At 53.6% G+C, this 24,769-nt stretch carries 22 protein-coding genes and 1 pseudogene; 9 read left to right on the forward strand and 14 right to left on the reverse strand.

What is annotated here, in order from left to right; translation table 11 throughout:
* Positions 1-131: 131 nt before the first annotated feature.
* The 11 genes and pseudogenes from ACZ3HH_RS10470 to ACZ3HH_RS10520 all read right to left on the reverse strand — a co-directional run.
* A complete protein-coding gene (locus ACZ3HH_RS10470) occupies positions 132-1,061 on the reverse strand; it encodes a DMT family transporter (protein WP_465804348.1) in 930 nt (309 codons plus the stop codon).
* A 32-nt stretch (positions 1,062-1,093) separates the two neighbouring features.
* The gene (locus ACZ3HH_RS10475) at positions 1,094-2,107 is read right to left on the reverse strand and encodes a GlxA family transcriptional regulator (RefSeq protein ID WP_465804350.1); all 1,014 of its coding nucleotides are present in this window, start codon (positions 2,105-2,107) and stop codon (positions 1,094-1,096) included.
* 102 nt (positions 2,108-2,209) lie between these two features.
* Positions 2,210-3,208 carry a 4-hydroxyproline epimerase gene (locus ACZ3HH_RS10480; protein WP_465804352.1) on the reverse strand — a complete coding sequence of 333 codons (999 nt, stop codon included), beginning with the start codon at positions 3,206-3,208 and terminating at the stop codon, positions 2,210-2,212.
* 12 nt (positions 3,209-3,220) lie between these two features.
* Complete coding sequence (locus ACZ3HH_RS10485; RefSeq protein WP_460146033.1) at positions 3,221-4,069, reverse strand: ABC transporter permease; 849 nt, start codon at positions 4,067-4,069, stop codon at positions 3,221-3,223.
* Positions 4,066-4,914, reverse strand: coding sequence for an ABC transporter permease (locus ACZ3HH_RS10490; RefSeq protein WP_465804354.1), 849 nt, complete (start codon positions 4,912-4,914; stop codon positions 4,066-4,068). The genes ACZ3HH_RS10485 and ACZ3HH_RS10490 overlap by 4 nt, the downstream gene beginning before the upstream one ends.
* On the reverse strand, positions 4,911-6,029 hold the full coding sequence (locus ACZ3HH_RS10495; RefSeq protein WP_465804821.1) for a quaternary amine ABC transporter ATP-binding protein: 1,119 nt from the start codon (positions 6,027-6,029) through the stop codon (positions 4,911-4,913). Before ACZ3HH_RS10495 ends, ACZ3HH_RS10490 begins: the two co-directional genes overlap by 4 nt.
* Before the next feature lie 74 nt (positions 6,030-6,103).
* Positions 6,104-6,955 (reverse strand): glycine betaine ABC transporter substrate-binding protein, encoded by an 852-nt coding sequence (locus ACZ3HH_RS10500; protein WP_465804356.1) that lies wholly within the window; start codon positions 6,953-6,955, stop codon positions 6,104-6,106.
* A 68-nt stretch (positions 6,956-7,023) separates the two neighbouring features.
* On the reverse strand, positions 7,024-8,370 hold the full coding sequence (locus ACZ3HH_RS10505) for an NAD(P)/FAD-dependent oxidoreductase (protein WP_465804358.1): 1,347 nt from the start codon (positions 8,368-8,370) through the stop codon (positions 7,024-7,026).
* A complete protein-coding gene (locus ACZ3HH_RS10510) occupies positions 8,367-9,884 on the reverse strand; it encodes an aldehyde dehydrogenase (RefSeq protein ID WP_465804360.1) in 1,518 nt (505 codons plus the stop codon). The genes ACZ3HH_RS10505 and ACZ3HH_RS10510 overlap by 4 nt, the downstream gene beginning before the upstream one ends.
* Positions 9,877-10,788: a dihydrodipicolinate synthase family protein gene (locus ACZ3HH_RS10515; RefSeq protein WP_465804362.1), complete on the reverse strand. Its 912-nt coding sequence runs from the start codon at positions 10,786-10,788 to the stop codon at positions 9,877-9,879. The genes ACZ3HH_RS10510 and ACZ3HH_RS10515 overlap by 8 nt, the downstream gene beginning before the upstream one ends.
* Positions 10,785-10,961: pseudogene (locus ACZ3HH_RS10520) on the reverse strand (GntR family transcriptional regulator); the annotation flags it as partial. The pseudogene ACZ3HH_RS10520 and the gene ACZ3HH_RS10515, both read right to left, overlap by 4 nt.
* A 327-nt stretch (positions 10,962-11,288) precedes the next feature.
* On the opposite strand from ACZ3HH_RS10520, the gene ACZ3HH_RS10525 reads away from it, so the two are divergent.
* Positions 11,289-12,524: an aromatic ring-hydroxylating oxygenase subunit alpha gene (locus tag ACZ3HH_RS10525; protein ID WP_465804366.1), complete on the forward strand. Its 1,236-nt coding sequence runs from the start codon at positions 11,289-11,291 to the stop codon at positions 12,522-12,524.
* Positions 12,525-12,638: 114 nt separating this feature from the next.
* On the opposite strand, the gene ACZ3HH_RS10530 is transcribed toward ACZ3HH_RS10525, so the two are convergent.
* On the reverse strand, positions 12,639-13,592 hold the full coding sequence (locus tag ACZ3HH_RS10530; RefSeq protein WP_465804368.1) for a LysR family transcriptional regulator: 954 nt from the start codon (positions 13,590-13,592) through the stop codon (positions 12,639-12,641).
* Positions 13,593-14,042: 450 nt separating this feature from the next.
* Here ACZ3HH_RS10530 and ACZ3HH_RS10535 point away from each other — a divergent pair, with 450 nt between their 5' ends.
* The 6 genes from ACZ3HH_RS10535 to ACZ3HH_RS10560 all read left to right on the forward strand — a co-directional run bounded on the left by ACZ3HH_RS10535 (position 14,043) and on the right by ACZ3HH_RS10560 (position 20,962).
* Entirely contained in the window at positions 14,043-15,080 is a 1,038-nt protein-coding gene (locus ACZ3HH_RS10535; RefSeq protein WP_465804370.1) for a quaternary amine ABC transporter ATP-binding protein, read from the forward strand.
* Between the two features lie 48 nt (positions 15,081-15,128).
* Positions 15,129-16,094, forward strand: a complete 966-nt coding sequence (gene proW, locus ACZ3HH_RS10540) for a glycine betaine/L-proline ABC transporter permease ProW (protein ID WP_056741621.1) — start codon at positions 15,129-15,131, stop codon at positions 16,092-16,094.
* A 67-nt stretch (positions 16,095-16,161) separates the two neighbouring features.
* On the forward strand, positions 16,162-17,205 hold the full coding sequence (proX, locus tag ACZ3HH_RS10545) for a glycine betaine/L-proline ABC transporter substrate-binding protein ProX (protein WP_465804372.1): 1,044 nt from the start codon (positions 16,162-16,164) through the stop codon (positions 17,203-17,205).
* 86 nt (positions 17,206-17,291) lie between these two features.
* The gene (locus ACZ3HH_RS10550; RefSeq protein ID WP_465804374.1) at positions 17,292-18,641 is read left to right on the forward strand and encodes an MmgE/PrpD family protein; all 1,350 of its coding nucleotides are present in this window, start codon (positions 17,292-17,294) and stop codon (positions 18,639-18,641) included.
* 48 nt (positions 18,642-18,689) lie between these two features.
* Positions 18,690-19,724, forward strand: a complete 1,035-nt coding sequence (locus ACZ3HH_RS10555) for a GlxA family transcriptional regulator (protein WP_465804376.1) — start codon at positions 18,690-18,692, stop codon at positions 19,722-19,724.
* Between the two features lie 86 nt (positions 19,725-19,810).
* Positions 19,811-20,962, forward strand: coding sequence for an MFS transporter (locus ACZ3HH_RS10560; protein WP_465804378.1), 1,152 nt, complete (start codon positions 19,811-19,813; stop codon positions 20,960-20,962).
* Between the two features lie 125 nt (positions 20,963-21,087).
* Here the strand turns inward: ACZ3HH_RS10560 and ACZ3HH_RS10565 are convergent, their stop codons facing one another.
* Together ACZ3HH_RS10565 and ACZ3HH_RS10570 are read right to left on the reverse strand one after the other, a co-directional pair.
* Positions 21,088-21,528 (reverse strand): CBS domain-containing protein, encoded by a 441-nt coding sequence (locus tag ACZ3HH_RS10565; RefSeq protein WP_465804380.1) that lies wholly within the window; start codon positions 21,526-21,528, stop codon positions 21,088-21,090.
* Positions 21,529-21,632: 104 nt separating this feature from the next.
* The gene (locus ACZ3HH_RS10570) at positions 21,633-22,640 is read right to left on the reverse strand and encodes an AraC family transcriptional regulator (protein WP_465804381.1); all 1,008 of its coding nucleotides are present in this window, start codon (positions 22,638-22,640) and stop codon (positions 21,633-21,635) included.
* Between the two features lie 240 nt (positions 22,641-22,880).
* Here ACZ3HH_RS10570 and antA point away from each other — a divergent pair, with 240 nt between their 5' ends.
* On the forward strand, positions 22,881-24,266 hold the full coding sequence (gene antA, locus ACZ3HH_RS10575; RefSeq protein WP_465804383.1) for an anthranilate 1,2-dioxygenase large subunit: 1,386 nt from the start codon (positions 22,881-22,883) through the stop codon (positions 24,264-24,266).
* Between the two features lies 1 nt (position 24,267).
* Positions 24,268-24,756, forward strand: a complete 489-nt coding sequence (gene antB / locus ACZ3HH_RS10580) for an anthranilate 1,2-dioxygenase small subunit (protein WP_095054953.1) — start codon at positions 24,268-24,270, stop codon at positions 24,754-24,756.
* Positions 24,757-24,769 lie beyond the last annotated feature (13 nt).

Raw genomic sequence — 24,769 nt, forward strand, 5'->3', positions numbered from 1 at the left:
AATACAAAACGCCCGATGCGGTGCATCGGGCGTTTTGAGACTGAAACAGGTGTAAACCTATTTCAGGACTAGACACCGTGCTCATCCAGGAAACCAACCACACATTGATTACTTCATACACTCAGGTACGTTCACACCTTTGCTTTAATCGCATACAGCCCACCGATAATCACCAACGTGGCTCCGACAACCACCCAGGTATCAGGGCGCTCGGAAAAAACGATCACACCAATCAACGTGGCGAACACCAGAAGCGCATAGTTGAAAGGCTGCAAGGTAGATGCGGTCGCATATTTCAGAGCTTGAATAAGCAGTATCTGAGCGACTACTCCCGTCAATGACAGGATCCCCATCAAGAGGCCCTGGACCGGAGTCGGAGAAACCCATGCGGGCAGCCCCACAAATGTGATCGTCAGGGCACCCACACTTGCCATAAAAAGCATGTTCGTCGCAAAGGAATCGTGCTGGCTAATCCGGCGCGTCAGTACATTGAACGCTGCGAACCCCAAAGCAGACAGCAGGGGAATCAGCGCCGCGAGTTCAAAGACGCCCGCGCCTGGTCGGAGGATGATCAGTGTGCCGGCAAACCCTATGGCAGCCGCTACCCAACGTCGTAGCCCGACAAACTCTCCTAGCAGCCATCCCGCCAATGCCAAGGTCATCAAAGGGAACACCGCATAGAGAGCGTGCATTTCAGCCAGGCCTAAATAACGCAGCCCGACTCCGAACAGTACTATTTCACCCACGGCTAACAACGCTCGAATGATTTGGAGCCAAGGGTGCTTGCTCCGGAACTGTTCCTTGACACTACCTTGGTAGGCGGCATATCCGAGGGCAAAAATGACAAACACCCAATAGCGCACCATGACCAGTTGGGCAACCGGGAAGTCTTTGACAAGTACCTTGGTTATTCCGTCCTGGCTCGCAAAGATAAGCATTGAGAGCAGGCACAGGAAAATCCCGAGTTGGGGCCTTGCGACCCCAGGACCAGCGGCAACGGTGGGCGTAGTTAAGTACGCCGTGTTTTTTGTTTGATCGTTCTTCAATCGCACTTCGGTCATGCCCTCCTCCTTAGCGTGTGAACAGGCGTTCTTTACTTCACCAGCCGCGTTTCTCTCGAAGGCCGGTAACCAAAATACGAGCTGTAGCATTTGCTGAAATGGCTCGGTGAAACAAAGCCGCATGCGACCAGCACATCAACCTGAGACAGCTCTGTGTGCTGAAGCAATCGCCGTGCTTCGGTAATGCGTAATTCCAGGTAATACCGTTGCGGTGTGCTACCCAGTTGTTCTTTGAACAAACGCTCTATTTGTCGACGGGAACGTCCGGCATAGGCCGCCAGTTGTTCCATTTGCAGCGGCTCTTCAAGGTTGGCGTCCATCAGCTTGACCACCTCTTTAAGGGGGGCGCTCAACGAGATGTTCTGCGTCGGTTTGATGCGCCGATACCGCGACTCTTCGAAAGAAAGAATATCCTCGATGCCCTCGACGAGTGCCTTGCCGTGCAGCCCCTTGATCCACTCCAGGGCCATGTGAAAAGCACCCGCTGGACTTGAAGCCGTGAGCCGGTCTCGATCCACGACAAATGCTTCGCTGGTGACATGCGTGACTTTTGAAATTTCTGCGAGCGCGGGTCGGTGCTCGGGATGAATCGCACAACGATACCCTTCCAGCAAACCTGACACGCCCAAAAACCACGCCCCATTCCACAGCCCGGCCAGTGTGATACCAAGCTCTGATGCTGTTTTGAGGAGGCTGATCAGCTCGTGATTAACTTTGAGTTCCGTGCGGTAGCCGCCGCATATGACCAACAAATTGAGGTCTTTAAGTGCTGCGACCTCCAGACGCGCATCAGGCCGAATGACCAGGCCAAGGTCGCTGGTGACCTCACCGTCTTGCAACCCGAAGGTTCGTGAAGAAAACGATGTGGGATGCAAAAGGTTGGCTGTGACAATCGTATCGAGCGCTTGCGTAAATGCAGGCAGCGAGAAGTGCTCGAGCAGTAAAAAACCGGCCCGCGCATGAGACGTCGGCGCTACCCGAATCTCCCCCAGATAACGGAGGTTTTTACCCTTCATGCACCCGCTGAAATCTCGTCGCTCGATCACTTTACGCCTCGCTTCTTTACTCTAACGAACGCAGACCTTATACAAATCACGGTTGAGTCCTCGCCGCCGAAGAATCAACCGCCGACGCCATGACCAAGCTGTTTATGCGAGCTGGAATCCGTGAGCCAGAGGGTCTTTGTCATCTACGAAAATGGTGTTATGGCCTATCACCTCAGCCCAGCCGCTGACACTTGGCTTCATGCCGTCGAAGCTTCCGACTTTCACCGACGCCTCAACCTTTCCTTCGTAGATCGTACCGATCAGACTTTCAAGTCGATAAATATCGCCGACGTTCAGTCGTCCCTTTCCAAAGAGCTGAGCCATCCGGGCCGAGGTACCGGTACCACCGGGAGAACGATCAATCGCTTTATCACCGTAGAACACTGCACAGCGGCCATGCACGGTTCTGCTTTGTGGTTTGTCACACCAGATAATGTGGTGAACACCACGGATTCTGCTGTTCTCCGGATGCACAGGGTCACAAATGTCCGAGAGCGCTGCGCGCAGTTTCTGGCTCAATCCCACGATGTCGGCCGTCGTCTGCCCTTCTAGTCCAGTCCAACATTCCTGTGGTTCGACCACCGCGTAGAAATTCCCGCCGTAGGCGATGTCCACCGTAAATGTTCCGACACCAGGAACTTCCACCACCACATCAGCGCTGTGCAGGTAGCTGGCGACATTGAACAAGCGAATCGACTCAACAAATTCGCCGCCCAGGGTGTATTCGACATCGACACGTCCTGCCGGTGTTTCAATGCCGAGTTTTCCCGCCTCGCGAGGTGTCACCAAGCCCTCTTCAATGACCACGGTCGATAACCCGATCGTGCCTGCTCCACACATCGGCAGGCAGCCGCTGACTTCAATAAACAACGCACCGAAGTCGCAGTCATCACGTACCGATGGATAGATAATGACGCCGGACATGATGTCGTGCCCCCGAGGCTCGAACATCAGTGCGGTGCGTACCCAGTCGTGGTCACGCACAAAAATATCGCGTCGCTCTGCCATCGATACGGAGGGCATCAGCGGTGCTCCGCCCGCTACAACCCGAACCGGGTTGCCACACGCGTGCGAATCAATGCAAAAAAAGCTGCGTCTCATGCTGATGCCCTTTCAAAGGAGTTTGCTGGGGGAGTGACGCTGCAACGCGCCCCGTGACAGTCGATCCAACAGCAGCGCAATAGCGACAATGGCCAGGCCCGCTCGAAGCCCCAAGCCCATCTCCATCCTGGAGAGGCCACGGGTCACTTCAGCCCCCAGACCGCCCGCCCCCACCAGACCTGCCAACACCACCATTGCCAACGACATGAGGATGCATTGGTTCAGGCCTACCAACAGCGTGGGTGCGGCAGTCGGCAGTTCAATTTTGAACAGAATGTCTTTAGGTGAAGCACCGGATGCCTGGCCCAGTTCAAGGAGATCCTTGGGAAGCTGTTTGAAGGCCAGGGTCGTCAATCTGAGCATCGGCGGGATGCCGTAAACAATCGTTGCGATGATCGCGGGCACCCGTCCCAAACTGAACAACATCACGGCGGGGATCAGGTAAACCCAGGGTGGCACCGTTTGCATGATGTTCAGAATCGGCAGCAACGCTTCATCGACACGCTTCACCCGGGCAGCCAGAACCCCCAGCGGGAAAGCGATGGACACCGAGATCAGGACGGCCACACTGACGAGCGCGATCGTCTGGATGGACGCAACCCAAAGGCCCGCGAACAAACAGAAAGCCAACATCACCGCGGCGAAAACAGCGACCCGCTTATTGGCAAAAAAGAACGCCGCAACGACGACAATACCGATGAATAAATACGGATGGGGAGCAAGCAGCGCTCCCTCCACTGCACCGAGTACCGCCTCAACGACCTGACTGATCCCTTTGAACAAGCCATGTAAATTCGTGTTCAGCCAATCAACGGCAGGCGCCAGGTAATCGCCTGGAGAAAATTGAATGTGCGTTGTCATTGAGAGGCTCCCACCCGCGTCTGTGCAGCGCTCTGCGCCAGACGATCCAGAATCATGGTCAGAATGACGATAGCGATGGCTGCGTTGATCGACTTGGCGATATCCAATGTACGAACGGACCCGTAAATCGCCTCGCCCAAACCGCCCGAACCTACAATGCCGGCAATGACGACCATGCCAAATGCCATCATCAGGCTTTGGTTAACACCGGCCATGATGCTGGGCATGGCGAACGGTAAGCGGATCTTGAAAAACATCTGCATTCCAGTCACGCCGCTGGCGTCTCCCAACTCGATGAACTCCTTGGGCGTCATGCGAATACCCAGGGATGTCAGTCGTAGAGCAGGGGGAAGCGCGACGATAAAAGTCGCCAACAGCGCCGTGGCGGGGCCATAGCCGAGCAGCGCAATGGCCGGTAGCAGGTAGATGTAGGGCGGCATCGTCTGGATCAAATCCAGACAAGGATCAACTACACGATCAAAGGCCGGCGCCAGACCCGCGACGACTCCCAGCGGAATGGCGACAGCCAGTGCCAACACGGTAGCGGTGAGCACCAATGCAAGCGTACTGACTGTTTCTGGCCACAAACCGATGATGTCGCAAAGCAACAATGCCAGACCTGAGAGAATCGCGAAGCGGACGCCAACAACTCGCCAGCCAATCAACGCCATGACAATCGCTACGACGTAATGCGGTGGATAAGCGATACACCACAGGACGCCTTGGTAAATGCCGTTCAGCACCGCATTGAAGGCATCGAACACGAACTCGCCATTATCCGAAAGCCATTCCAGCCCTGTATCAATGGATGCATCAAACTGACTGGAGAAGTCCGGCGTGCTCATGCGAACGCCTCCATCGCATTGGCAGCTGTTACGGGCGCCAATTCATTGGGAATACCTTGCACGCCCCGCAGTAGATCACGGGGGGTAATAACCCCCACCACTGTTCCTTTATCGACGACCGCAAGTGCGTCGCGCTCGGACTTCATCGTCAATCCGATAAGTTCATTGATGTCGGCGTCAAGCGAGGTTTTGCTGAGCCTGGAGATTTCGCACGTCGGGTGTGCTGCCTTGTAGGCCTGGACCGACGTCATGACCGAGTGAGCCTTCACCAGATGCAGTCGGGAAATGCCGGCGACAAATTCCGCCACGTAATCGTCAGCCGGATTGAGCACGATCTCCTCGGCGGTGCCGACCTGAATGATGGCGCCATCCTTCATGATCGCAATGCGGTCACCGATGCGGATGGCCTCGTCCAGGTCGTGTGTAATAAACACCGCGGACTTGCCCAACTCCTTGGTCAGCTGGCGGAACTCATCTTGCAACTGTCGGCGAATCAGCGGATCAAGTGCGCTGAAAGGCTCATCCATCAAAATGACTTCTGGATCGGCTGTCAGTGCACGTGCCAGTCCGACCCGTTGCTGCATGCCCCCGGACAGCTCGCTCGGATAGCGCGAAGTCCACTCGCTCAATCCGACCTTCGCCAGCGCCTGCTCGGCCACTTTGTAACGCTCAGCCTTGCCCACGCCTTGCACTTCCAGGCCAAACGCGGTGTTCTCAAGAACCGTACGGTTAGGCAGCAAGGCAACGCTTTGAAAGACCATACCGATGTGACGCGCCCTCACCTCCCGCAGTTGTGCCGGCGACAAGGATGAAACATCCTTGCCTTTGACCAGCACTTTCCCCGAGCTAGGGGTGATCAGCTTGTTCAGCAGCCTTATAAGGGTGGATTTGCCACTGCCGGACAAACCCATGATACAAAAGATTTCCCCCCGGCGAACCTGGAGACTGACATCGGAAACCCCGACCACGCAGCCGTAGTTTTGCAGGATCTGGGTCTTTGAAAGCCCCTGCTGGACAACCGCATCCATGGCTGCCGGTGCACTTTTACCGAAGATTTTCCAAACCGACTGGCAATCCACCAGCACTTCGTCAGTATTAATTGTGGCCATTGTCATTTCGCAATCCATCGAACCAGTTGTTTGCTGGTTTTTTAATTAATCAAAGGGCGGCAGTGGCAAACAAACAAAACTTAATAGTTCTTGATATTTCCCCAACGGTTTACAAGATCTGTATGGCTATCAATCCAGCCCTTGATAGCCTCGTCCATGGTCTTGCCATCCTTGACTTCAGCATTCATCGCGGTGATGTCCGTGATGGGTACATAAACACTGGCCATCAATTCACGCGCACGCGGATTGGCTTCAGCGAAGCCTTTGTGTCCGATCCAGTAATAACCCTGCAATGGCGGGAAGACCCCTTTTGGATCTTTCAGGAATTTGAGATCAAACTTCTTGGTCATCCACGAAGGATCCCAAACGGTTACCGCCACCCATTCCTTGCGGTCGACTGCCGACTTTAAAGCCGCGGTCATTGCGGAGGTACTGCCTTCCACCAGCTTGAGCTTGATGTCGTACGCTTTGACCACGTTGTTCGCGTCACTCATCAAACCCGAACCAGGCTCGATGCCGATGATTCTGTCACCCAACTTGTCCGCGTTTGCGTTCAGCTGTTCAATGGAGTCGATGTCCACGTAACTGGGTACTGCCATGCCCTGATACAGACCAAAGGAGACCGGTGACAGCTTCTCGATTTTGTTCTTGTTCTTTTTCCAATAATCGGCGGCGGCGTAATCAATCTGGGAGGCCAATACCTGAATATCCCCTTTGCTGAGTGCAGCATAGGCGATACCCCACTCGGAAAACTCCACCACTTTTACGGTATACCCAGCGTTCTCAAGTACCTTCTTGGTTATACCGGTAATGGGCACCAAATCCTCCCAAGACATGGTCCCCATTACGATGTTTTTTTCTTCTGCCTGTGCCTGCAAACTCATCATGCCTACAAGCGCGAGCGCGCAGAATGCCTTCCAAATATTCTTCATGGATTGTTCCGTTCTTATTAGTAACTTATTAAACGGCCTTAATAGGAAAAGCCGACAACTTAAACTTGTTAACCTTCTCGCCCGGCCCAAAATTCATGCCAACGAATGACCGAACTGACGCCCAGCTTCGTTATTATCTTGGGGGGTAGCCTGCTGGGTCCTGGTGCGTGACTGAGACTATCCAGAAAATCAGAACGTATACCCGAAGCCAATTCCGCCGCCATTACACCTGCCAAGGTGCTCTTGACTGTCCCCAACCCATTTTCGCAGCAAGCCGAATACAGGTTTTCTTCGATCTCGCCAAATGCAGCGGCGCTGTTACGACTCAAACACAGACGGCCGGCCCAGCTGAACTCCAACGCAGTGGATTTCAATTCGGGAAAGCGTGCATCCAGGGAATGTCGCTGTTCTTTGGCAACCGCAGCTACACGCTCCGGGGTGACCTGAATACTCGGGTCATAGGTGAACTTTGTCCGGATGACGATACGTGAGAGACCGTCTGAAGAAATCTTGCGAACAGTCGCTCCCATTGGATCCGCCGGCAACAATGCCCACCTGGCTTTGCCCGGTACATCCTTCCTGAATTCATCTTCTCTGTACGCAGCCGTCATGGAGGCGTAGGTAAACACGTGCAGCAGGCGTCCTTGATAATGACCGAAGTCTTCAATGTGGCCGTTGACCGCCAGAATGACCTTGGGTGCGCGCACCACCCCGTTATGAGACCGAGCAGTCCAACTGCTACCCTGCCTGGACAACTCGATAATGGGAGAGCGCTCATAGAGAGTGATTTCCCCTTCCAGCCCCGCTGCCAGGTCTCTGATGTATTGCGCAGGTTGAATCAACACTGCGCCGGGGGTATAGATCCCACCGTGGTAATAGGTGGACCCGGTGATTTCGCGCATTTGCGCTGCACCCAACATCTCGAACTTTTCGCCAATGCGCTCAAGGGATTTGGCGTAATTGACGTTCAGCTTCAATCCCCGCTCAGTGGCGGCAGCGTTGATCTTCCCTGAAGGATCGAAGGTGTCTGCGGACATGCCGTACTCGCGTGCCGCTTGTGCAGCGAAATCGATCGCAAAACGATTTTGCGTGATTTCCAGCGCCGTTGCAGACTCACTCGCCACGGAATACTCCCCGGACGACAGACTGTGCGGCACATCGATCATGAAGCCAGAGTTTCTGCCTGCCGGCCCCTTGGCGACTTCATGAGCATCGACCACGACAATGCTGTCACCAGGGTGTAACTGTGAAAGTCTGCGAGCGGCGGAAAGGCCGGCAAAACCGGCACCGATAATCAGCCAATCCGCCGTCACGTTTCCATCAAGCATGCGGACAGGCGCAGTGCGTGTGGAAATCGCCTCCCAACCTGAAACCCCGGTGTCTACCGGCAGACGCTTGATGGTATGGGTACTCATTTTTCGGTCTCTTCATCCGACCGATCAGACACATCGATCCAGATGGTTTTGATTTCGGTGTACTGGTCGTGAGCAAAAATGGATTTGTCCCGACCGCCGAACCCTGATTCCTTGTAGCCGCCGAAAGGCGTCGACGCATCGCCCTCGCCAAAGCAGTTCACGGTGACGATGCCGGCGCGGATTTCTCGCGACAATTTGATCGCCCGACGCAGGCTGCCGGTATAAACAGAGGCCGCCAGGCCGTACACCGTGTCATTGGCCAGCGCAATGGCTTCGGAGATCGTATTGAAGGTGGTCACCGAAAGAATCGGGCCGAAGATCTCTTCCTGGAACAGCCGGTTGTCTCGCCCGACACCGTCAATCACGGTAGGTTCTACGAAGGCACCGTCTTTGGTCGCGCCACCGTAAACCACTTCAAGCTTCCCGGCGGTGGCGTGCTCAAGGTACGACTTCACTTTTGCGAAATGCTCAGGGCTGACCAGCGACCCTACGCGGTTTTCCGGATCAAGTGGGTCGCCCATCTTCCATTCGCGGATGTAGGCACCCATGCGCTCCAGCAGCTCGTCTTTGACCGACGCATGGACGATCAGACGTGAAGTCGCGGAGCAGTTTTCGCCCATATTCCAGAACGCGCCATTGACGACATGCTGAGCGACGAGATCCAAATCCTGGGCATCGTCCATCACCACCGCAGGATTTTTCCCGCCGCACTCAAGGACGATGCGTTTCAGGTTCGAATCGGCTGCGTAATGCAGGAAGCGGCGGCCGGTCGCGGTGGAACCGGTGAAGCTCACCATGTCGACGTCATTGTGCAAGCCAATCGGCTCACCGACCTCTTTGCCCGTGCCGGTCACAATGTTCAGTACACCAGCGGGTATACCGGCTTCAAACGCCAGCTGAGCAACGCGCAACGTGGTCAGCGACGTTTGTTCAGCAGGTTTGACGATGACCGAGCATCCTGCGGCGAGCGCCGGGCCGATTTTCCAGGCCAGCATCAGCAGCGGGAAGTTCCAGGGCAATACGCAGCCCACCACGCCGATCGGCTCCCGAACTACCATCGTCAGCGCGTCGCTGCCCACTGGGGCGGTGTTGTCATAAATCTTGTCGATCAGTTCCGCGTGCCAGCGCAAGGTGTGGATCGTGTCCGGCACATCGACCAGCTGACACTCACTCACAGGCTTGCCGCTGTCGAGGCTTTCGAGGACGGCCAGTTCGTATTGATGACTTTCAAGCAGGTTCGCAAACTTCTGCAGAACAGCTTTGCGCTCCCTGGGAGAAATCGATCTCCAGCGTCCATCCTCGAAAGCCTCCTTGGCGTTACTCACCGCAAAGTCGACATCCTCGGATGAACAGGCAGCAACGTTAGTCAAAAACTCACCCGTCGACGGATTGTTCGTGGCGAACGTTTTGCCAGAGATCGCGGGCTTGAACGCGCCATTGATGAACGCCTTGGATGGCAACGAAATATCTTTGGCCAGAGCGGCATACTCGGCCTTGCTCAGAAGATCACCCATGGCTGGCTCCCGAAGTAATGTTGGCTACGTTGCGTTTCAGTTCGGCGATGACCGATTCAAGGCTTTGCTTTTCTTCTGCTTCAAGTGGCTGAAGCGGCAAGCGCACATCCCCTACTTTCAGTCCGGCAACTTCGCAACCGTACTTGATCGACTGCACGAACTTGCCGCCATCCAGGGCATTCATCAGCGGCATCATCGCCGACATGATTTGACGGCCTTTGTCGAAGTTCTTTTCGATCACGCAAGCTTCATAGAGCGCTACGTGTTCCTTGGGCAGGAAGTTGGACCCTGCACACACCCAGCTTCTGGCGCCCCAGGCAAAGAATTCGAGGGCCTGGTCGTCCCATCCGCAGGACAAGGCGATGTTGGGAAACTGCCGGGCCAGCATATGCACCTGGCCCATGTCGCCGGAACTTTCCTTGATGGCGATGACGTTTTTCGATTGGCTGACACGCGTGAAATATTCTTCATCCATCGAAACGCACATGCGCCCCGGATAGTTGTAAAGCATGATCGGCAAGTCCGCTGCGCGATCGATAGTGAGCGCGTGAATCGCGTTTTCCTGCGAGGTTGGCAACGCGTAAGGTGGGGACGTGACGAGAATGGCGTCCGCTTTGATCGATTTGGCATCCTTGGCGTACTGAACCGCATCTTCGGTGCGAATCGCCCCGGTGCTGACGATCAGTTGCACCCGAGTGCCGATCACATCTTTGGCGTAGGCCGCCAACTCGGTGCGTTCTTCCGAAGTCTGCGCATAATACTCACCGGTCGACCCACCGATAATAATGCCGTGCACCTTCGCCTCAATCAGCGACTCCAAAACTTCCGAGTACACATTCCAGTCAATCTCCCCATCAGAGTTATAAGGAGTTACTGCTGGCGTATAAATACCTTCAAATTTCAAGATAAATGCTCCGAATGCGAGTTAGGTGGAAGGTCAACTAGCGCGTCAGCTTTAATGCCTTGAGGCACGATAAAAATCTCCATGTTTTCACGGAACAGTTCCCAATGCTCAAACACCAGATCAACTACGGCACTTTCATCACGCCGTTCAATGGCTTCAATAAAAGCGTCATGAATTGAATCCAGACTGGCATGGGGCAATAGAGTGGTCAATAGCGTGTATTCCTCACACCTACATCTTTAAAGCGATATAGCGCGCAGGAGTGAAAATAATTTTCCATTTAGATTCAATTAGTTACGAACACTCGCTTAACGCCGAGTCATCAATCGATAACATTTGTTTATGCATTGATAAGCGTAAAAGTTTCTTGTTGAGGTGCGATTGCAGACGTAGTCTTTACAACAGCGATATTTTACCGGCGAAATGGCGTTACCCAATATCGAGATTGATGCAAACAATGGTCTTTTGTCGTCCCTTTGGTATTTTGGAGTGTGTTGACCGTGAGCACTAAATCGGCAGTTTCAAATCTTGTTGCGCAGCGCAAGCCTGACCATGCGCTGCCAGGTGCCCTCTACAGCGACCCAGATGTTTACAGGCAGGATCTGGAACAGATCTGGCACAAAAGCTGGATCTTCGCAGGGCACACATTTGAGCTGGAGAAGTCGGGTCAGTACCTGTCGCTGCAAGTCGGCGACTACCCCGTCGCGATCGTCCGCGGCGCAGATAAACAGATTCGGGCATTCCACAACTCCTGCCGCCATCGCGGCTCCAAGGTATGCCCGGAAGCAAGCGGCAAGGTCGCCAAGCTGGTGTGCCCTTACCACAAATGGACATTTGAGCTGGATGGCAAGCTGCTTTTCGCAGGGAACATGGGGGACGATTTCGACAAGTCTCAGCATGGTTTGAAACCCGTGCATTGTGAGGTCGTCGAAACCTACATCTATGTGTGTGTCGCTGACGTCGCCCCTGACTTTTCTTCATTCAGAAATTCCGTCACCCCTTTCGTTGCGCCTCATAACCTGGATGACTGCAAAGTCGCCTTTGAGTCGAACATCATCGAGAAAGGCAACTGGAAACTGGTTTTCGAGAACAACCGCGAGTGCTACCACTGCGACTGCACTCACCCGGAGTTGATGCACTCATTTGTGGACAACCCATCAGTGGGCGGCGCGGGCGGTGATGAGGATCTCGAACTCAAAGAGCATTGGGACCGCTGCGAAGCGGCAGGCTTGCCTAGCCGATTGGTCATGGACGAGGATGGTCGCTTCCGAATGACGCGCATCCCACTGTTTTCAGGGGCCGTCAGCTACACAATGGATGGCAAGCCTGCGGTATCAGGCCGGTTGGACACAACCGGTGAAGCGAACATCGGTGCTCTGCTTTATTTCAACTACCCATCGACCTGGAACCACTTTCTGGGCGATCACGCGTTGAGCTTCCGCGTACTGCCTATCGGCCCGAATGAGACACTGGTCACGACGAAGTGGATCGTTAATAAAGCAGCACAGGAAGGTGTCGATTACGATATCGAGCGTCTGACGAAGGTTTGGCTTGCAACCAATGACCAAGACCGCACCTTGGTGGAAGGTGCGCAGGTAGGGGTTAACTCTCCCGCTTACGAGCCAGGCCCGTTATCGGTGGCCAGCGAAATTGGCGTGTGCCAGTTTGATGATTGGTACTGCAAAACGATGCTTGAGCAGCTCAATGACACGATCCCGTTAAGGTCTGTCGGCTGAGTGCAAAACTGCCGGTGGTGAGAACCACGAATGATCACCACCGGCACACCCAAACCTCTCCCCTCCTCGCAGCCCGAGTCACTGCTCAGTCAGTACTCCTATCTTCTAAACAGCTCAGGAAAACTGGGCGAGAATCCAGTCGCGTAGCCGGCAACAGGCGTCGTCATTGATCCGGTCTTCTCGAAATGTCAGATAGTGCTGACTTTCATGGAGAACCACTTCCTCTTCGATCGGCCGAATCAACGTGCCGTTTTCGATCAGGTTTGCAACCAAGTGATTCCATCCCAGCGCTACGCCTTGGTGGGTTAACACCATGCTAATCACCAGGTTGTAGTCGTTCGCGTTGAAAACGTGAGGGCTGTCGTGGGGGCGTTTCTCGATATCAACATCGTGATAAGCCAGCCAAACGCCCCAGTCAACGTGCTCCGCTACCTGGGATCTGCCATAGGGACTGAGGTTTAGCAAAACCCCGTCGCGTATGCCTTCCAGGCTGGACAGTTCAGGGTGCTCCTCTTTGTAACGAGGCGTGCACACCGGGTAGATGACGTCATGAAACAACGGATAACTGCGGTAGCCATCCTGAACCCTGGCCATTTTGGTGATGAAGATGTCCGGTGTTACCCCAGGTTCCATCGACAAGAAATTTTGAGTGGTTACCAGATTAAGGTCGATGTCTGCGTTCTTGGTAAAAAAACCCGGCAGCTTCGCTGCGAGCCAGAGGGCTGAAAACGCGGGAGAACAGCAAAGTGTCAACGTGCGCTTGCCTGCATTGTTGGTGCGAATGCGCTCTGCCGCCTGGGAAATGTTGACGAAAGAAATCTGTGCAGCATCAAAAAAGATGGATCCGGCTTCCGTCAACTCGACTGCTCGTCCTACCCTCTTGAAGAGATCCACCCCAAGGTACGCCTCAAGTTCCCGAATCTGACGGCTAATTGCCGCTTGAGTAACGCACAGCGCTTCAGCCGCACGCGTAAAGCTCTGATATTTGGCGGCGGCTACGAATGACTTTACTGCTTTCAGAGACGGCATTTTCAGCAGCGTCATGTCTGGATCGATGTGCTTAACCATAACCTAGAGTATTGAATATCCGGTTCGGGGCCCTTTGGAGGGCCGTTAGGGACGAGATCGGCAAGAGGGTTTCCACCTAGAGCCTAGGCTGGAGCGTAGCTGAAACAGAGGGTCTAAGACAGGGCCAGCGGCAGTTGCCTTCGCAACCAGCACTGTCGCAGTCGTAAATTGATACGACTAATTAATTGATAACATGACGTTATTGATTGGCCGGAAGAAATGTTGTTAGACGCTGACTCTATAAGGTAATAACTTGGGTCTCAAGGAACTGATTAATTCAGCGCCGAAAAAAACAAGAATAATAAACATCACATAATAAAGAGGATGGTCACAATGACTAACTCCCAACCTTTCTCCCAGCTTGACTGCCCCCATAAGCACCGTCTTAACTGATTAAGATACGTATATCTAAACTCTTGATCTTACGTCGTATTTGCAGCAGGAGGGGTTATGAGTCTTGGTGACGAGATACTCTCGGTAAAAAACATTTACAAAGTCTTTGGTACTCAGCCAAAGCTCGCGATGGAGATGCTGGCTCGCGGTGCTGATAAAAGTGAAATTTTCAGCAAAACCGGTCAAGTCGTTGGCGTTTTTGATGCCAGTTTCTCCGTAAAACGTGGAGAGATTTTCGTCATCATGGGGCTTTCCGGTTCAGGGAAGTCGACGATGGTCCGGTTGTTCAATCGACTGATCGAGCCAACCTCCGGAACGATCCATCTGAACGGACAAGAAATCACTGGTCTGTCGGACGCCGATCTTCTCAGCGTTCGTCGCAAAGACATGAGCATGGTGTTTCAGTCGTTTGCCCTGATGCCCCACATGAGTGTTATCGACAACGTTGCTTTCGGCCTGGAAATCTCGGGTGTCGAGGAAAGTGAACGGCATAAACGTGCACTCGAGGCACTTAAACAGGTGGGGCTCGATGGCCACGCCTACAGCTATCCGCACCAACTGTCCGGCGGTATGCAGCAGCGGGTAGGCCTGGCCCGAGCGCTGGCCAACGACCCCGCCATCCTGCTGATGGACGAAGCCTTCTCGGCACTTGACCCGTTGATCCGCCACGAAATGCAGGGCGAGCTGATCCGCCTGCAGGCAGAACAGCATCGCACCATCATCTTCATCTCCCATGACATTGACGAGGCGATTCGCATCGGCCATCGCATTGCGATCATGGAAGGTGGCCGGGTAGTACAGATCGGTACCCCGCAAGAGCTGCTTTGCAACCCCGCGAACGATTACGTCAAAGCGTTCTTCAAAGGTTTTGATGCCTCGAAGATCCTCAAGGCTGGTGATGTTGCCAAAATCTGCGCAGAGCACCCGTACGCCATGGATCAATCCACGCCTACGCTGCGCGACGATGTACTCCTTCAGGACGTCTTTCACATCGTTGCGGATGCAGTTAATCCGGTTGCCGTGCTGGATCGCCAGGGTGTGTTCAAAGGCACGATATCCAAGAGCCTACTGCTCCAGACAATGAGCCGTCACTAATAGGCTCTACTCGCTGGCTTGCCAGGCTCGGACATTCAGGTGATTAGCATGAACGAATTCAGTTTTTTAGACCCGTTTCAATCCATCAACGTCCCTTTGGGGCAATGGGTAGAAGTTGCCCTGAATTATATGGTCCATAATTTCCGCGAGATATTTCGCTCGATAAGATGGCCTATCGACCAGGTACTTAATGGTATTCAGTACGGATTGCTGGCTATTCCTCCGTCAATATTCATTATCATCGCGACGCTCTTTGGCTGGCAGGTAGGAGGGAGAAAAATAGGTATCCTTTGCTTCGTTACTCTCACTTTATTAGGCGTGATCGGTGTGTGGAATGACGCCATGATTACCCTCGCCCTGGTGCTCACTTCACTGTTTTTCTGCGCAGTTATTGGCATACCGCTGGGTGTCCTGTGTGCCCGTAGTGACCGACTGGAGATGCTCCTGCGTCCGGTACTCGACGCCATGCAAACACTGCCTGCATTTGTTTATCTGGTACCCGTCGTGATGCTGTTCGGTATCGGCAACGTACCGGGTGTACTGGTCACGATCATCTTTTCGGTAGCCCCACTCGTCAGACTCACTAATTTGGGAATTCGCCAAGTGCCGGAAGATAAGGTTGAGGCCGCCCGGGCTTTCGGATGTACCCCACGCCAGATGCTGAGGCGAGTTCAACTTCCTTTAGCTGCACCGACAATCATGGCGGGTCTGAATCAGGCGTTAATGTTGTCGCTTTCCATGGTGGTGATCGCGTCAATGATTTCGGTTGGCGGGTTGGGGATGATGGTACTTCGCGGGATTGGCCGCCTTGATATGGGCTTGGCAACCGTCGGTGGTTTGGGCCTGGTATTGCTGGCGATTTTCCTCGACCGGTTGACTCAGGCAATGGGCGAACGCAGTAACAGGGCAACCAAAGGTGAGCATTGGTATCAGACCGGCCCGGCGGGTGTCATTTATCGCCTGAAGAGAAAAAACACAGTTACAAAAATAGAAGTTAGTCCCAAAGAAAGTTAACCCGCCTAGCGGCGTGTCGGGAATCAAAAGAACTGCCAACATCTTAACCAAGCCAAGGTAAACGATAATGAACTTCACAACATTCGGAATAAAACAGAAATTCATTCATTCTGTGGCGCTTTTAGTTTTAGCGGTATCACCTGTGTTCGCATCGGCTGCAACGACGCAGGAGCCCGGAAAAGGGGTATCAATCACCCCGATCTTTCCGTCAATCGCCGAAGAGCGATTCCGCGGAGAGATTGCAATGGCGGGTCTCAAGGAATTGGGCTACGACGTTGAGACACCCAAGGAAACCGAGTACTCCACCATGATGGTAGCGATTTCCAATGGTGACGCTGATTTCTCGGTACATCTGTGGGAGGAGCTGCACAAATCTTTCTACGAGAAGGCCGGCGGCGATGAGACGATGGTGAAAACCGGCGCTATCATGCCGGGCGTGTTGCAGGGCTACATGATTGACAAAAAAACGGCCGATGAACACCACATCACCAATATCGATGATTTGAAAAAGCCAGAAATTGCCAAGCTGTTCGATAGTAATGGCGACGGTAAAGCCGACCTGACAGGTTGCAACCCCGGTTGGGGCTGTGAGCTGATCATTGCCCACCATATGAAAGCCTATGGCCTGGAAAAAACCGTCACAAATAACCAGGGCTCCTACTTTGCATTGATGGCGGACACCATCGCTCGTTATAAACAAGGTAAGCCGATTCTCTATTACACCTGGGTACCTCAGTGGATCTCCGGTGTTCTGGTCGAAGGTAAAGATGTTGTGTGGTTGACCGTGCCGCGTACGGATCTTCCAGGTGGCAAAAACGATACCAACACGACTTTCAATGGTAAAAACCTTGGCTTCGCGGTAGACAGTGTCAGAGCGGTTATCAATAAAGAGTTCGCCGAGAAAAATCCGGCTGCGGTGAAGTTCCTGTCTGAAATGCAGATCACTACCGACGATGAAAGCGCGCAAAATCTCAAGATGCACAATGGTGAAAAAAGTGCAGCTGACATTACTCGTCACGCCAAAGAATGGATTGCGGCCCATCGTGCGAAATACGACAGCTGGCTGGCAGACGCACGAGCCGCGGCTAATACAGCCACCGCAAAAAAATAGTCCCTTCATTTAAATCTGCATAAAAGGTTGCCCTGCCCCGGGCAACTTTTTATCCGTTTCGGCGTTCATTATTCAGGAATCATGAAATGCAGTTGTATTCATTCGTCCAGAATTTCAGTTACAAGGACGCGCCCCTGCATACACGCGAGTTGGTTAAAACTTGCCTGCTCGACATCATTGGCGTGGCCGCCGGAGCCCGCAACAATCAAACCAGCGTTATGCTCAAAACTTACGCTGACGCCCACTACTCTGCCAATAAACTGTCCAGCCGCCTTTGGTTCGACGGCAGAGCCGTACATCCATTGGGCGCCGCGTATGCAGGCGGTTTCAGCGTAGATAGTCTGGATGCACATGAAGGTCACTTCACATCCAAAGGGCATGCGGGTGCAACCGTTGTCCCGGCCATTGTTGCATTGGTAGACGCGTATCGCAGTCAAGGCAAAGACATCAGCGGCGAGGAGTTCCTCAGCGCACTGTGCATTGGTTATGAGACGGCATTGCGTGCAGGCCAGGCATTAATGGCCACTGCCCCGGAATATCATGCCTCAGGTGCATTTTCCGGAATCGGGGTCGTTTGTGCGGGAGCCCGTCTGCTGAAACTGGACGAAACGACGTTTCGTCACGCGCTGGGTATCGCGGAATATTTTGGCCCGAGGTGCCCGATGATGCGCCTGGTGAGCTTTCCTACGATGTTGCGTGATGCCCATGGCGCCGGAGCGTATGCCGGACTGAACGCACTACTGATGGCACAGACAGGTGTCACTGGCGCTCCAGCCGCCACTGTTGAACCTTTGGAGATTTCAACTTTCTGGCAGGACATCGGAACCCGCTGGGAGATCGATGAGCAATATTTCAAACCGTGGCCGGTATGTCGCTGGGCGCAACCGGCACTCACAGCCATGACCGATTTGATGCGAGCGCATCCAGTCATCACTGCTGAGTTGATCGAAGCCATAGATGTCGAGACATTCCACGAGTCTGTGTGCTTGCAGGGGCATTTCCCGAAGAATGCGGACGAGGCCCAGTATGCGCTAGCGTTCCCACTCGCTGCTTTGATCGTTCGCGCAAAGCTGGGTCCTGACGAAGTCACCGGGGATTCCATTCATTCGCCAGACATTTTAAGCATCAGCGAAAAAATAACCCTTCATGAGGCGCCTGACCTGTCCGCCAGATTCCCGGAGGAAATTCTCTCTCGCGTGACCGTTACCCTGAAAGACGGCACACGCCTTACCAGTCCAACTGCGACAGCCAAGGGCGACCCCGGTAATCCCATGTCGAGTGACGAACTCACCGCTAAATACCATTTACTGGCTGATGACAGCTTGGGCATTACGCTCAGCAATGCCATCAAGAACAATATTGAAGCACTGCCTCTCTGTGACGATTGCCAATCATTCTTTGATTTGCTGCTGTCCGCTCCAAAAAGCGCTGTCTAGATTGCGCAGCGGTTTTTTAGCTATTCGTTCAGGTGTCAAAGAGGATTTATGCCATTCGTATTCGAGAGCGTGCTTAAAGACAAGAATATGGGGTACTCCTATACGGCCGAGAAACCACTGAAGCCACAAGCGGTGACTCGTGTAGCTTTCGTGCTTTTAAACAATTTCTCGATGATGTCATTCACCGGCGCTATCGATGCGCTGGTGACCGCAAACCTGATTAGCGAGACACCAGCGTTTGAGGTGTTGACTGCCGGCATCAAGAGCCGCCTGGTAATGAGCGATCTGGGAATTGCGATTTCAGCAGACCTGGAGCTATCACAACTTCCGGATCGTATCGACGTTCTCATCGTCGCCGGTGGTTTACGGGTCAAACTTATCAGCGACCCGCTATTACGGCGCAAGCTACGTAACGTCGCCTCTCTCGGCGCGACCATGGGGGGATTGTGGAACGGTGCATTTTTCCTGGCGGAAGCTCAGCTAATGGACGGTGTCGAGTGCGCCTTCCACCCAGATGGGCGAGCAATGATGGAGGATGTTTTCCCCAAAGTCCTGGTCTCTTGTCGAACTCACGTAATAGACAAAAACCGTATCACGTGCGCCGGCGCCAGCAGCTCGCTACGAATGATGCTGGAGCTCATCACCGCTAAACAAGGGGTGTCACTTACCCATGCTGTCGAGGAAATACTCAGTTGCGATCAGAGCTCTGAAGTTTCTGGGATATCGACTGTCATCGTTGACTCTGACCCCACCTTGCCACAAACCCTAAAGCTCGCTTTAGAGCTGATGCAAAAGAACATCGAAGAGCCGTTATCGATCGATGAACTGGCTGAGTGTGTGAACATTTCCCGACGACAATTGGAGCGTCGCTTCTGTCGTTTCGTGGGCGCCACGCCCACACGTTATTACCTTGAGCTGCGCTTGACTCGAGCGCGACAGCTTATTTTGCAGAGCAATCGACCGATCACCGATATCGCGATTGCGACCGGCTTCTGTAGTTTCGCCAACTTCCATATGCGCTTTCGTGACTTCTTCGGCGTAGCGCCGAGTAGTTATAGAGCGACGTATGAGCGCAGGCGTTAGTTTTCCGAAACGCAAGCACGCAAAAAACCAAAGAAATCCGCCAGGTCTAAGCCGGACAACATCATCGATAAGGATTACCGAGAATTATGAATGCTCCATCGTCAGTGTTAATACCGACGGCTAACTACAGCGAACGGATGTCTACACGCATTGCCTTCCTCATCGCGGGCTTACTCATGTCCGCTTGGGCACCTCTGGTGCCATTGGTAAAGGCACGTGTCGGTTTGGACGATGGTGGCTTGGGGTTGCTGCTTCTCGGCCTTGGCGGTGGATCTATTGTAGCCATGCCCTTTGCTGGATATCTCACTGCGCACTATGGGTGCCGACCGGTCGTCATCTGGGCAACTATTGCACTGTGTGCCGTTCTTGTGCTTTTGAGCACCGTGGTGTGGCTGCCTGGCCTGGTGATTGCTGTCATTATCTTCGGCGCCAGCATGGGCATGCTTGATTGCGCCATGAACATACAGTCCGTCATCGTCGAGAAGAACAGCGGGCAGGCACTTCAGTCTGGCTTCCATGGCCTTTACAGCGTCGGAGGTATATTGGGCGCCGGGGCGATGACCGCTTTACTGACCTTCGGCCTGGATCCACTGATGGCTGTGCTCTGCATCGTTGCCACGGTTTTGGGATCACTTTACAAGGCTGCACCTGCTTTGCTGACTTATGGCACTGAACGGGGTGGGCCATTGTTCGCGGTGCCCAGGGGTATCGTGCTGTTTTTAGGGACGCTCTGTTTCATCGTATTCCTCACTGAAGGTGCAATGCTTGACTGGAGCGCGGTCTTCCTTGTCTCGAACCGAGGGTTAGAGCCGAGCATCGCCGGATTGGGCTATGCATCCTTCGCCGCTGCAATGACAGTGGGCCGTCTGACAGGGGACGCCATCGTCAGCAAACTAGGCGGCGTGCGCGTAGTTGCACTAGGCGGGCTCTGCGCAGCCGCAGGCATGTTCGTTTCACTTGGAATCGATGGCTGGCCCGCGTCCCTGATCGGCTACGCCCTGGTCGGGGCTGGCTGCTCGAACATTGTCCCAGTGATCTTTACCGCTGTAGGCCGGCAGCAACGTATGCCACAGGCGGTAGCCATCCCCGCTGTCATCTCAATGGGCTACGCAGGAATTCTGATAGGTCCCGTATTTATTGGGGCGGTTGCCCATCTAAGCACCTTGTCATTCGCACTGGGCTGCCTGATTGTTCTGCTGGTTTTTGTCAGTGCAACAGCTCGATTACTTCGCAATTAACCGAATCTTTTCAGGCGCGATATCGCTCCACTTCATCCTGGAGAGACCCAATAAGAATTGCTTCAGCGTCACTCTGGATCTTGTTACGCGACGCGCCAGGGCAACTGGTAGAACTCGAAGCGTCTTTAATGCCCGCGGATATAGCTTTCCAATTGCTGTATCAGGTCGGCTTGTTCTGCAATAGCAGCCTTTACCAGATCACCAATTGATAGCAAACCAAGCAATTCTTCGTTTTCCACGACTGGCAAATGACGAAGATGACTATCGGTCATAATGCCCATGCAATCCTCAATGCTCTGCCGAGAATCTACCGTTATGACGGGAAAACTCATGATATCCCTCACGGCAGTACCCGCCGAAGAGCGGCCCTGCAGTACCATCTTCCGTGCATAGTCTCGCTCACTGACAATACCGATAACACGCCCACTCTCTACGACAGGAAGAGCACCGACGTTTCGCTCGGCCATAACTCTGATCGCTTCCAACACCATTTGATCGGGTGCAACGGTGTGAACTTTTTGATTATGCACGGGCTTTAAACACAGTAACTGGGCAACTGTTTTCATGATAATTCTCTCTTATTTTATTTGAATACAAGCGCCTGCTAACCAGCCCAAGATCTTTAACCCTGCACTTCAATAAAAGCTTAGCGCCAAGTTTCTACCAAACCTCAATGACTGCGACTTTGTTCAACCGTCTTCGATGGAACTTCCAAGAACATTTTTTTGTAATCGGAAGAGAAACGTCCCAGATGATTAAACCCCCACCGCATCGCTACCGCCGTGATGTTTTCATTACAACCACCCTCCAGCAGCGCCTGTCTGACCGCTTCCAGCCGGAATCGCTTCAAATATAAAGCGGGGGAAATACCGAAGTACTTCTTGAAGTCCTCAGCCAGTTTGAAACGCGATACGCCGGCCGCCCGACTGATATCATTCAGATTCAGTTCCTCGCTGGCATTTTCATGCATGAACTGCTTGGCCTTCAACAAATACGTAGGGCAGCGTGTTTGCGCACCACCCTCCAATTCACTTGAGTAATTATTGGACTGCGACAAAATCAAACCTTTTATCAAGGCCCGCTCAATATCACGAACAATGGAAACATGACCAAAAAAGTTTCGCGCCTGATCCAACTCCATTAGCAGATATTTTACCAGCCGCCACCATGCGGCGGAGGCTCCCTGATTGGTACTTATCCGTGTTTCGAAGACAATCGGTTGTTCGGCGGACCGCTGTAGTAACTCCTCCAATACCTGACGCATTGCTACACACTTGATCGCCACCTGTATCTTCCGGCAGTTACCGGCAATGGTGAGTTCTTGCTGATCGTAAGGCGACACAATAAGTCCGTTACTGCTATCGGACATCAAACAACCATTTGGCTTTCGCAGTTCCTGTTGCCCGCTGACGGGAAGACTGATGCTGTAACTGCTGAGTACCGACGCATCAATATCGATCGTGACATCGGTACCGTATTCGATATACCCAATCACCGTAGACATCGACTTCAGGACGTTTGCGTCATGTTGAAAATGAAGACGTTGAGGAGAAGAGGTCTTTAGTTCGTGGGGACCGCAAATGTTCTCCATCCAGGCCTGCGCACTCTGCAGGTCATGACGTACCGCATGGATGTCTTGAAATTCAGCATCAGCCCGAGCATGAGTTTGCAGATTCATCACAGCACCACAAGGGTTACAGATTAGTTGTAACCATACTTTTTGCCCCCACACGCCCGCTATCCACATAGTGCAAAAACAATCAAAAAAACGCGAAAAGAAGCTTGCCTGCGCAGCGCTCAACCAAATCGATCCCCTCCCCCAAGAAACGGACAGATATCGCCTCGAATCCGGATAGCTGCACTGCACAGAAAGGCTTTCAATCGGGTTGTGCCAAAAACTACAAAAAGGGTGTACCTGATGAACAGCACTAGAAGCATTGCACAGTGGCAAGAATACATTCAGGGCTGCCTGGATTTCCGGCCGGCTGAAGGCATCTATCGTATCGCCCGTGACATGTTCACAGAGCCGGAACTGTTCGACCTGGAGATGGAGCTGATCTTCGAAAAGAACTGGATCTACGCCTGCCACGAGAGTGAAATCGCCAACCCCAATGACTTCCTGACGATGCGCGCAGGTCGTCAGCCGATGATCATCACCCGGGATGGAAACAATCAGCTCCACGCGCTGATCAACGCTTGCCAGCACCGGGGCGCGACGCTGACTCGCGTCAGCAAAGGTAACCAGTCAACCTTCACCTGTCCGTTCCACGCCTGGTGTTACAAAAGTGACGGCCGCCTGGTCAAGGTCAAGGCACCGGGGGAATACCCGGAAGGTTTCGACAAGGCAACCCGCGGCCTGAAGAAAGCTCGGATCGAAAGCTACAAGGGCTTCGTCTTCATTAGTATGGACGTCAACGGCAGCGACTCGCTGGAAGACTACCTCGGTGATGCCAAAGTGTTCTTCGACATGATGGTCGCGCAGTCTCCCACTGGCGAGCTGGAGATACTGCCCGGCAAGTCGACCTATAGCTACGACGGCAACTGGAAACTGCAGCACGAAAATGGTCTGGACGGTTATCACGTCAGCACCGTGCACTACAACTATGTCTCCACGGTACAGCATCGCCAGCAAGTCAATGCCGCTAATGGCGGCGGCTCCGACACACTGGACTACAGCAAACTGGGCGCCGGCGATGCCGAAACCGACGACGGCTGGTTCTCGTTCAAGAATGGTCACAGCCTCTTGTTCAGCGACATGCCCAACCCGGCTGTACGCGCCGGTTATGCCACCGTCATGCCGCGTCTGGTAGAAGAATACGGCCAGCAGCAAGCCGAGTGGATGATGCACCGTTTGCGCAACCTCAACATCTACCCCAGCCTGTTCTTCATGGATCAAATCAGCTCACAGCTGCGTATCGTGCGCCCGGTGGCCTGGAACAAGACAGAGATCACCAGCCAATGCATCGGCGTCAAAGGTGAGTCCGACGCGGACCGCGAAAACCGGATTCGCCAGTTCGAAGACTTCTTCAACGTTTCAGGAATGGGAACCCCCGACGACCTGGTGGAGTTTCGTGAAGCCCAGCGCGGATTCCAGGCACGCCTGGAGCGCTGGAACGAAGTGTCCCGCGGCAGTGAAAAATGGGTCGAAGGCCCCACTCCCAACAGCGAGGTTCTGGGCATCAACCCGGTACTGACCGGCACCGAGTTCACCCATGAGGGGCTCTACATTAATCAGCACGGTTCCTGGCAGCGCTTCCTTCTGCAAGGCCTGGAACAAAAAGCCCTGAAGTTGAAGGAGGTGTGAAATGAGCGCACTACAACATTCCGTCGAGCAGTTCCTTTACCGTAAATCCGAGCTGTGTGATCAGCAGGACTGGGACGCCTACATCGCTCTCTTCGATGAGCAGAGTGAATTCCATCTGCCGCAATGGGAGTCGGAGCATGTGTACACCACCGATCCCAAGCGCAGCATGTCGCTGATTTACTACTCGAACCGGTCTGGCCTTGAAGACCGGGTGTTTCGCCTGCGCACCGGTAAGTCGGCGGCCTCAAATCCGATGCCGCGCACCCTGCATCAAATCAGCAATGTACGAATCAAGGAGCTCGATCATGGCTTGCTTGAAGTCAAGGCAGCCTGGGTCACGCTTTACACCCGTCAAGGATTGTCCGAGCAGTTTTACGGCCATGTGACCTACCACCTTAAAGCGGTCGCAGACAGCTGGAAGATCACTCGCAAGCACATCGTGTTGCTCAATGACACGATCAATTCTGTGCTTGATTTCTATCACCTGTGAGCTGCGGGGCACC

The organism is Pseudomonas sp. PME37.24/025, assembly GCF_055556615.1.

What these genes read in the sequence shown, in the direction of transcription:
- ACZ3HH_RS10480 (WP_465804352.1), bottom strand. Translation starts at nt 3,208, where the DNA reads ATGAGACGCAGCTTTTTTTGCATTGATTCGCACGCGTGTGGCAACCCG.
- ACZ3HH_RS10490 (WP_465804354.1), bottom strand. Translation starts at nt 4,914, where the DNA reads ATGAGCACGCCGGACTTCTCCAGTCAGTTTGATGCATCCATTGATACA.
- ACZ3HH_RS10470 (WP_465804348.1), bottom strand. Translation starts at nt 1,061, where the DNA reads ATGACCGAAGTGCGATTGAAGAACGATCAAACAAAAAACACGGCGTAC.
- antB (WP_095054953.1), top strand. Translation starts at nt 24,268, where the DNA reads ATGAGCGCACTACAACATTCCGTCGAGCAGTTCCTTTACCGTAAATCC.
- proX (WP_465804372.1), top strand. Translation starts at nt 16,162, where the DNA reads ATGAACTTCACAACATTCGGAATAAAACAGAAATTCATTCATTCTGTG.
- ACZ3HH_RS10485 (WP_460146033.1), bottom strand. Translation starts at nt 4,069, where the DNA reads ATGACAACGCACATTCAATTTTCTCCAGGCGATTACCTGGCGCCTGCC.
- proW (WP_056741621.1), top strand. Translation starts at nt 15,129, where the DNA reads ATGAACGAATTCAGTTTTTTAGACCCGTTTCAATCCATCAACGTCCCT.
- ACZ3HH_RS10535 (WP_465804370.1), top strand. Translation starts at nt 14,043, where the DNA reads ATGAGTCTTGGTGACGAGATACTCTCGGTAAAAAACATTTACAAAGTC.
- ACZ3HH_RS10505 (WP_465804358.1), bottom strand. Translation starts at nt 8,370, where the DNA reads ATGAGTACCCATACCATCAAGCGTCTGCCGGTAGACACCGGGGTTTCA.
- ACZ3HH_RS10510 (WP_465804360.1), bottom strand. Translation starts at nt 9,884, where the DNA reads ATGGGTGATCTTCTGAGCAAGGCCGAGTATGCCGCTCTGGCCAAAGAT.
- ACZ3HH_RS10570 (WP_465804381.1), bottom strand. Translation starts at nt 22,640, where the DNA reads ATGAATCTGCAAACTCATGCTCGGGCTGATGCTGAATTTCAAGACATC.
- ACZ3HH_RS10550 (WP_465804374.1), top strand. Translation starts at nt 17,292, where the DNA reads ATGCAGTTGTATTCATTCGTCCAGAATTTCAGTTACAAGGACGCGCCC.
- ACZ3HH_RS10560 (WP_465804378.1), top strand. Translation starts at nt 19,811, where the DNA reads ATGAATGCTCCATCGTCAGTGTTAATACCGACGGCTAACTACAGCGAA.
- antA (WP_465804383.1), top strand. Translation starts at nt 22,881, where the DNA reads ATGAACAGCACTAGAAGCATTGCACAGTGGCAAGAATACATTCAGGGC.
- ACZ3HH_RS10495 (WP_465804821.1), bottom strand. Translation starts at nt 6,029, where the DNA reads ATGACAATGGCCACAATTAATACTGACGAAGTGCTGGTGGATTGCCAG.
- ACZ3HH_RS10565 (WP_465804380.1), bottom strand. Translation starts at nt 21,528, where the DNA reads ATGAAAACAGTTGCCCAGTTACTGTGTTTAAAGCCCGTGCATAATCAA.
- ACZ3HH_RS10530 (WP_465804368.1), bottom strand. Translation starts at nt 13,592, where the DNA reads ATGGTTAAGCACATCGATCCAGACATGACGCTGCTGAAAATGCCGTCT.
- ACZ3HH_RS10555 (WP_465804376.1), top strand. Translation starts at nt 18,690, where the DNA reads ATGCCATTCGTATTCGAGAGCGTGCTTAAAGACAAGAATATGGGGTAC.
- ACZ3HH_RS10500 (WP_465804356.1), bottom strand. Translation starts at nt 6,955, where the DNA reads ATGAAGAATATTTGGAAGGCATTCTGCGCGCTCGCGCTTGTAGGCATG.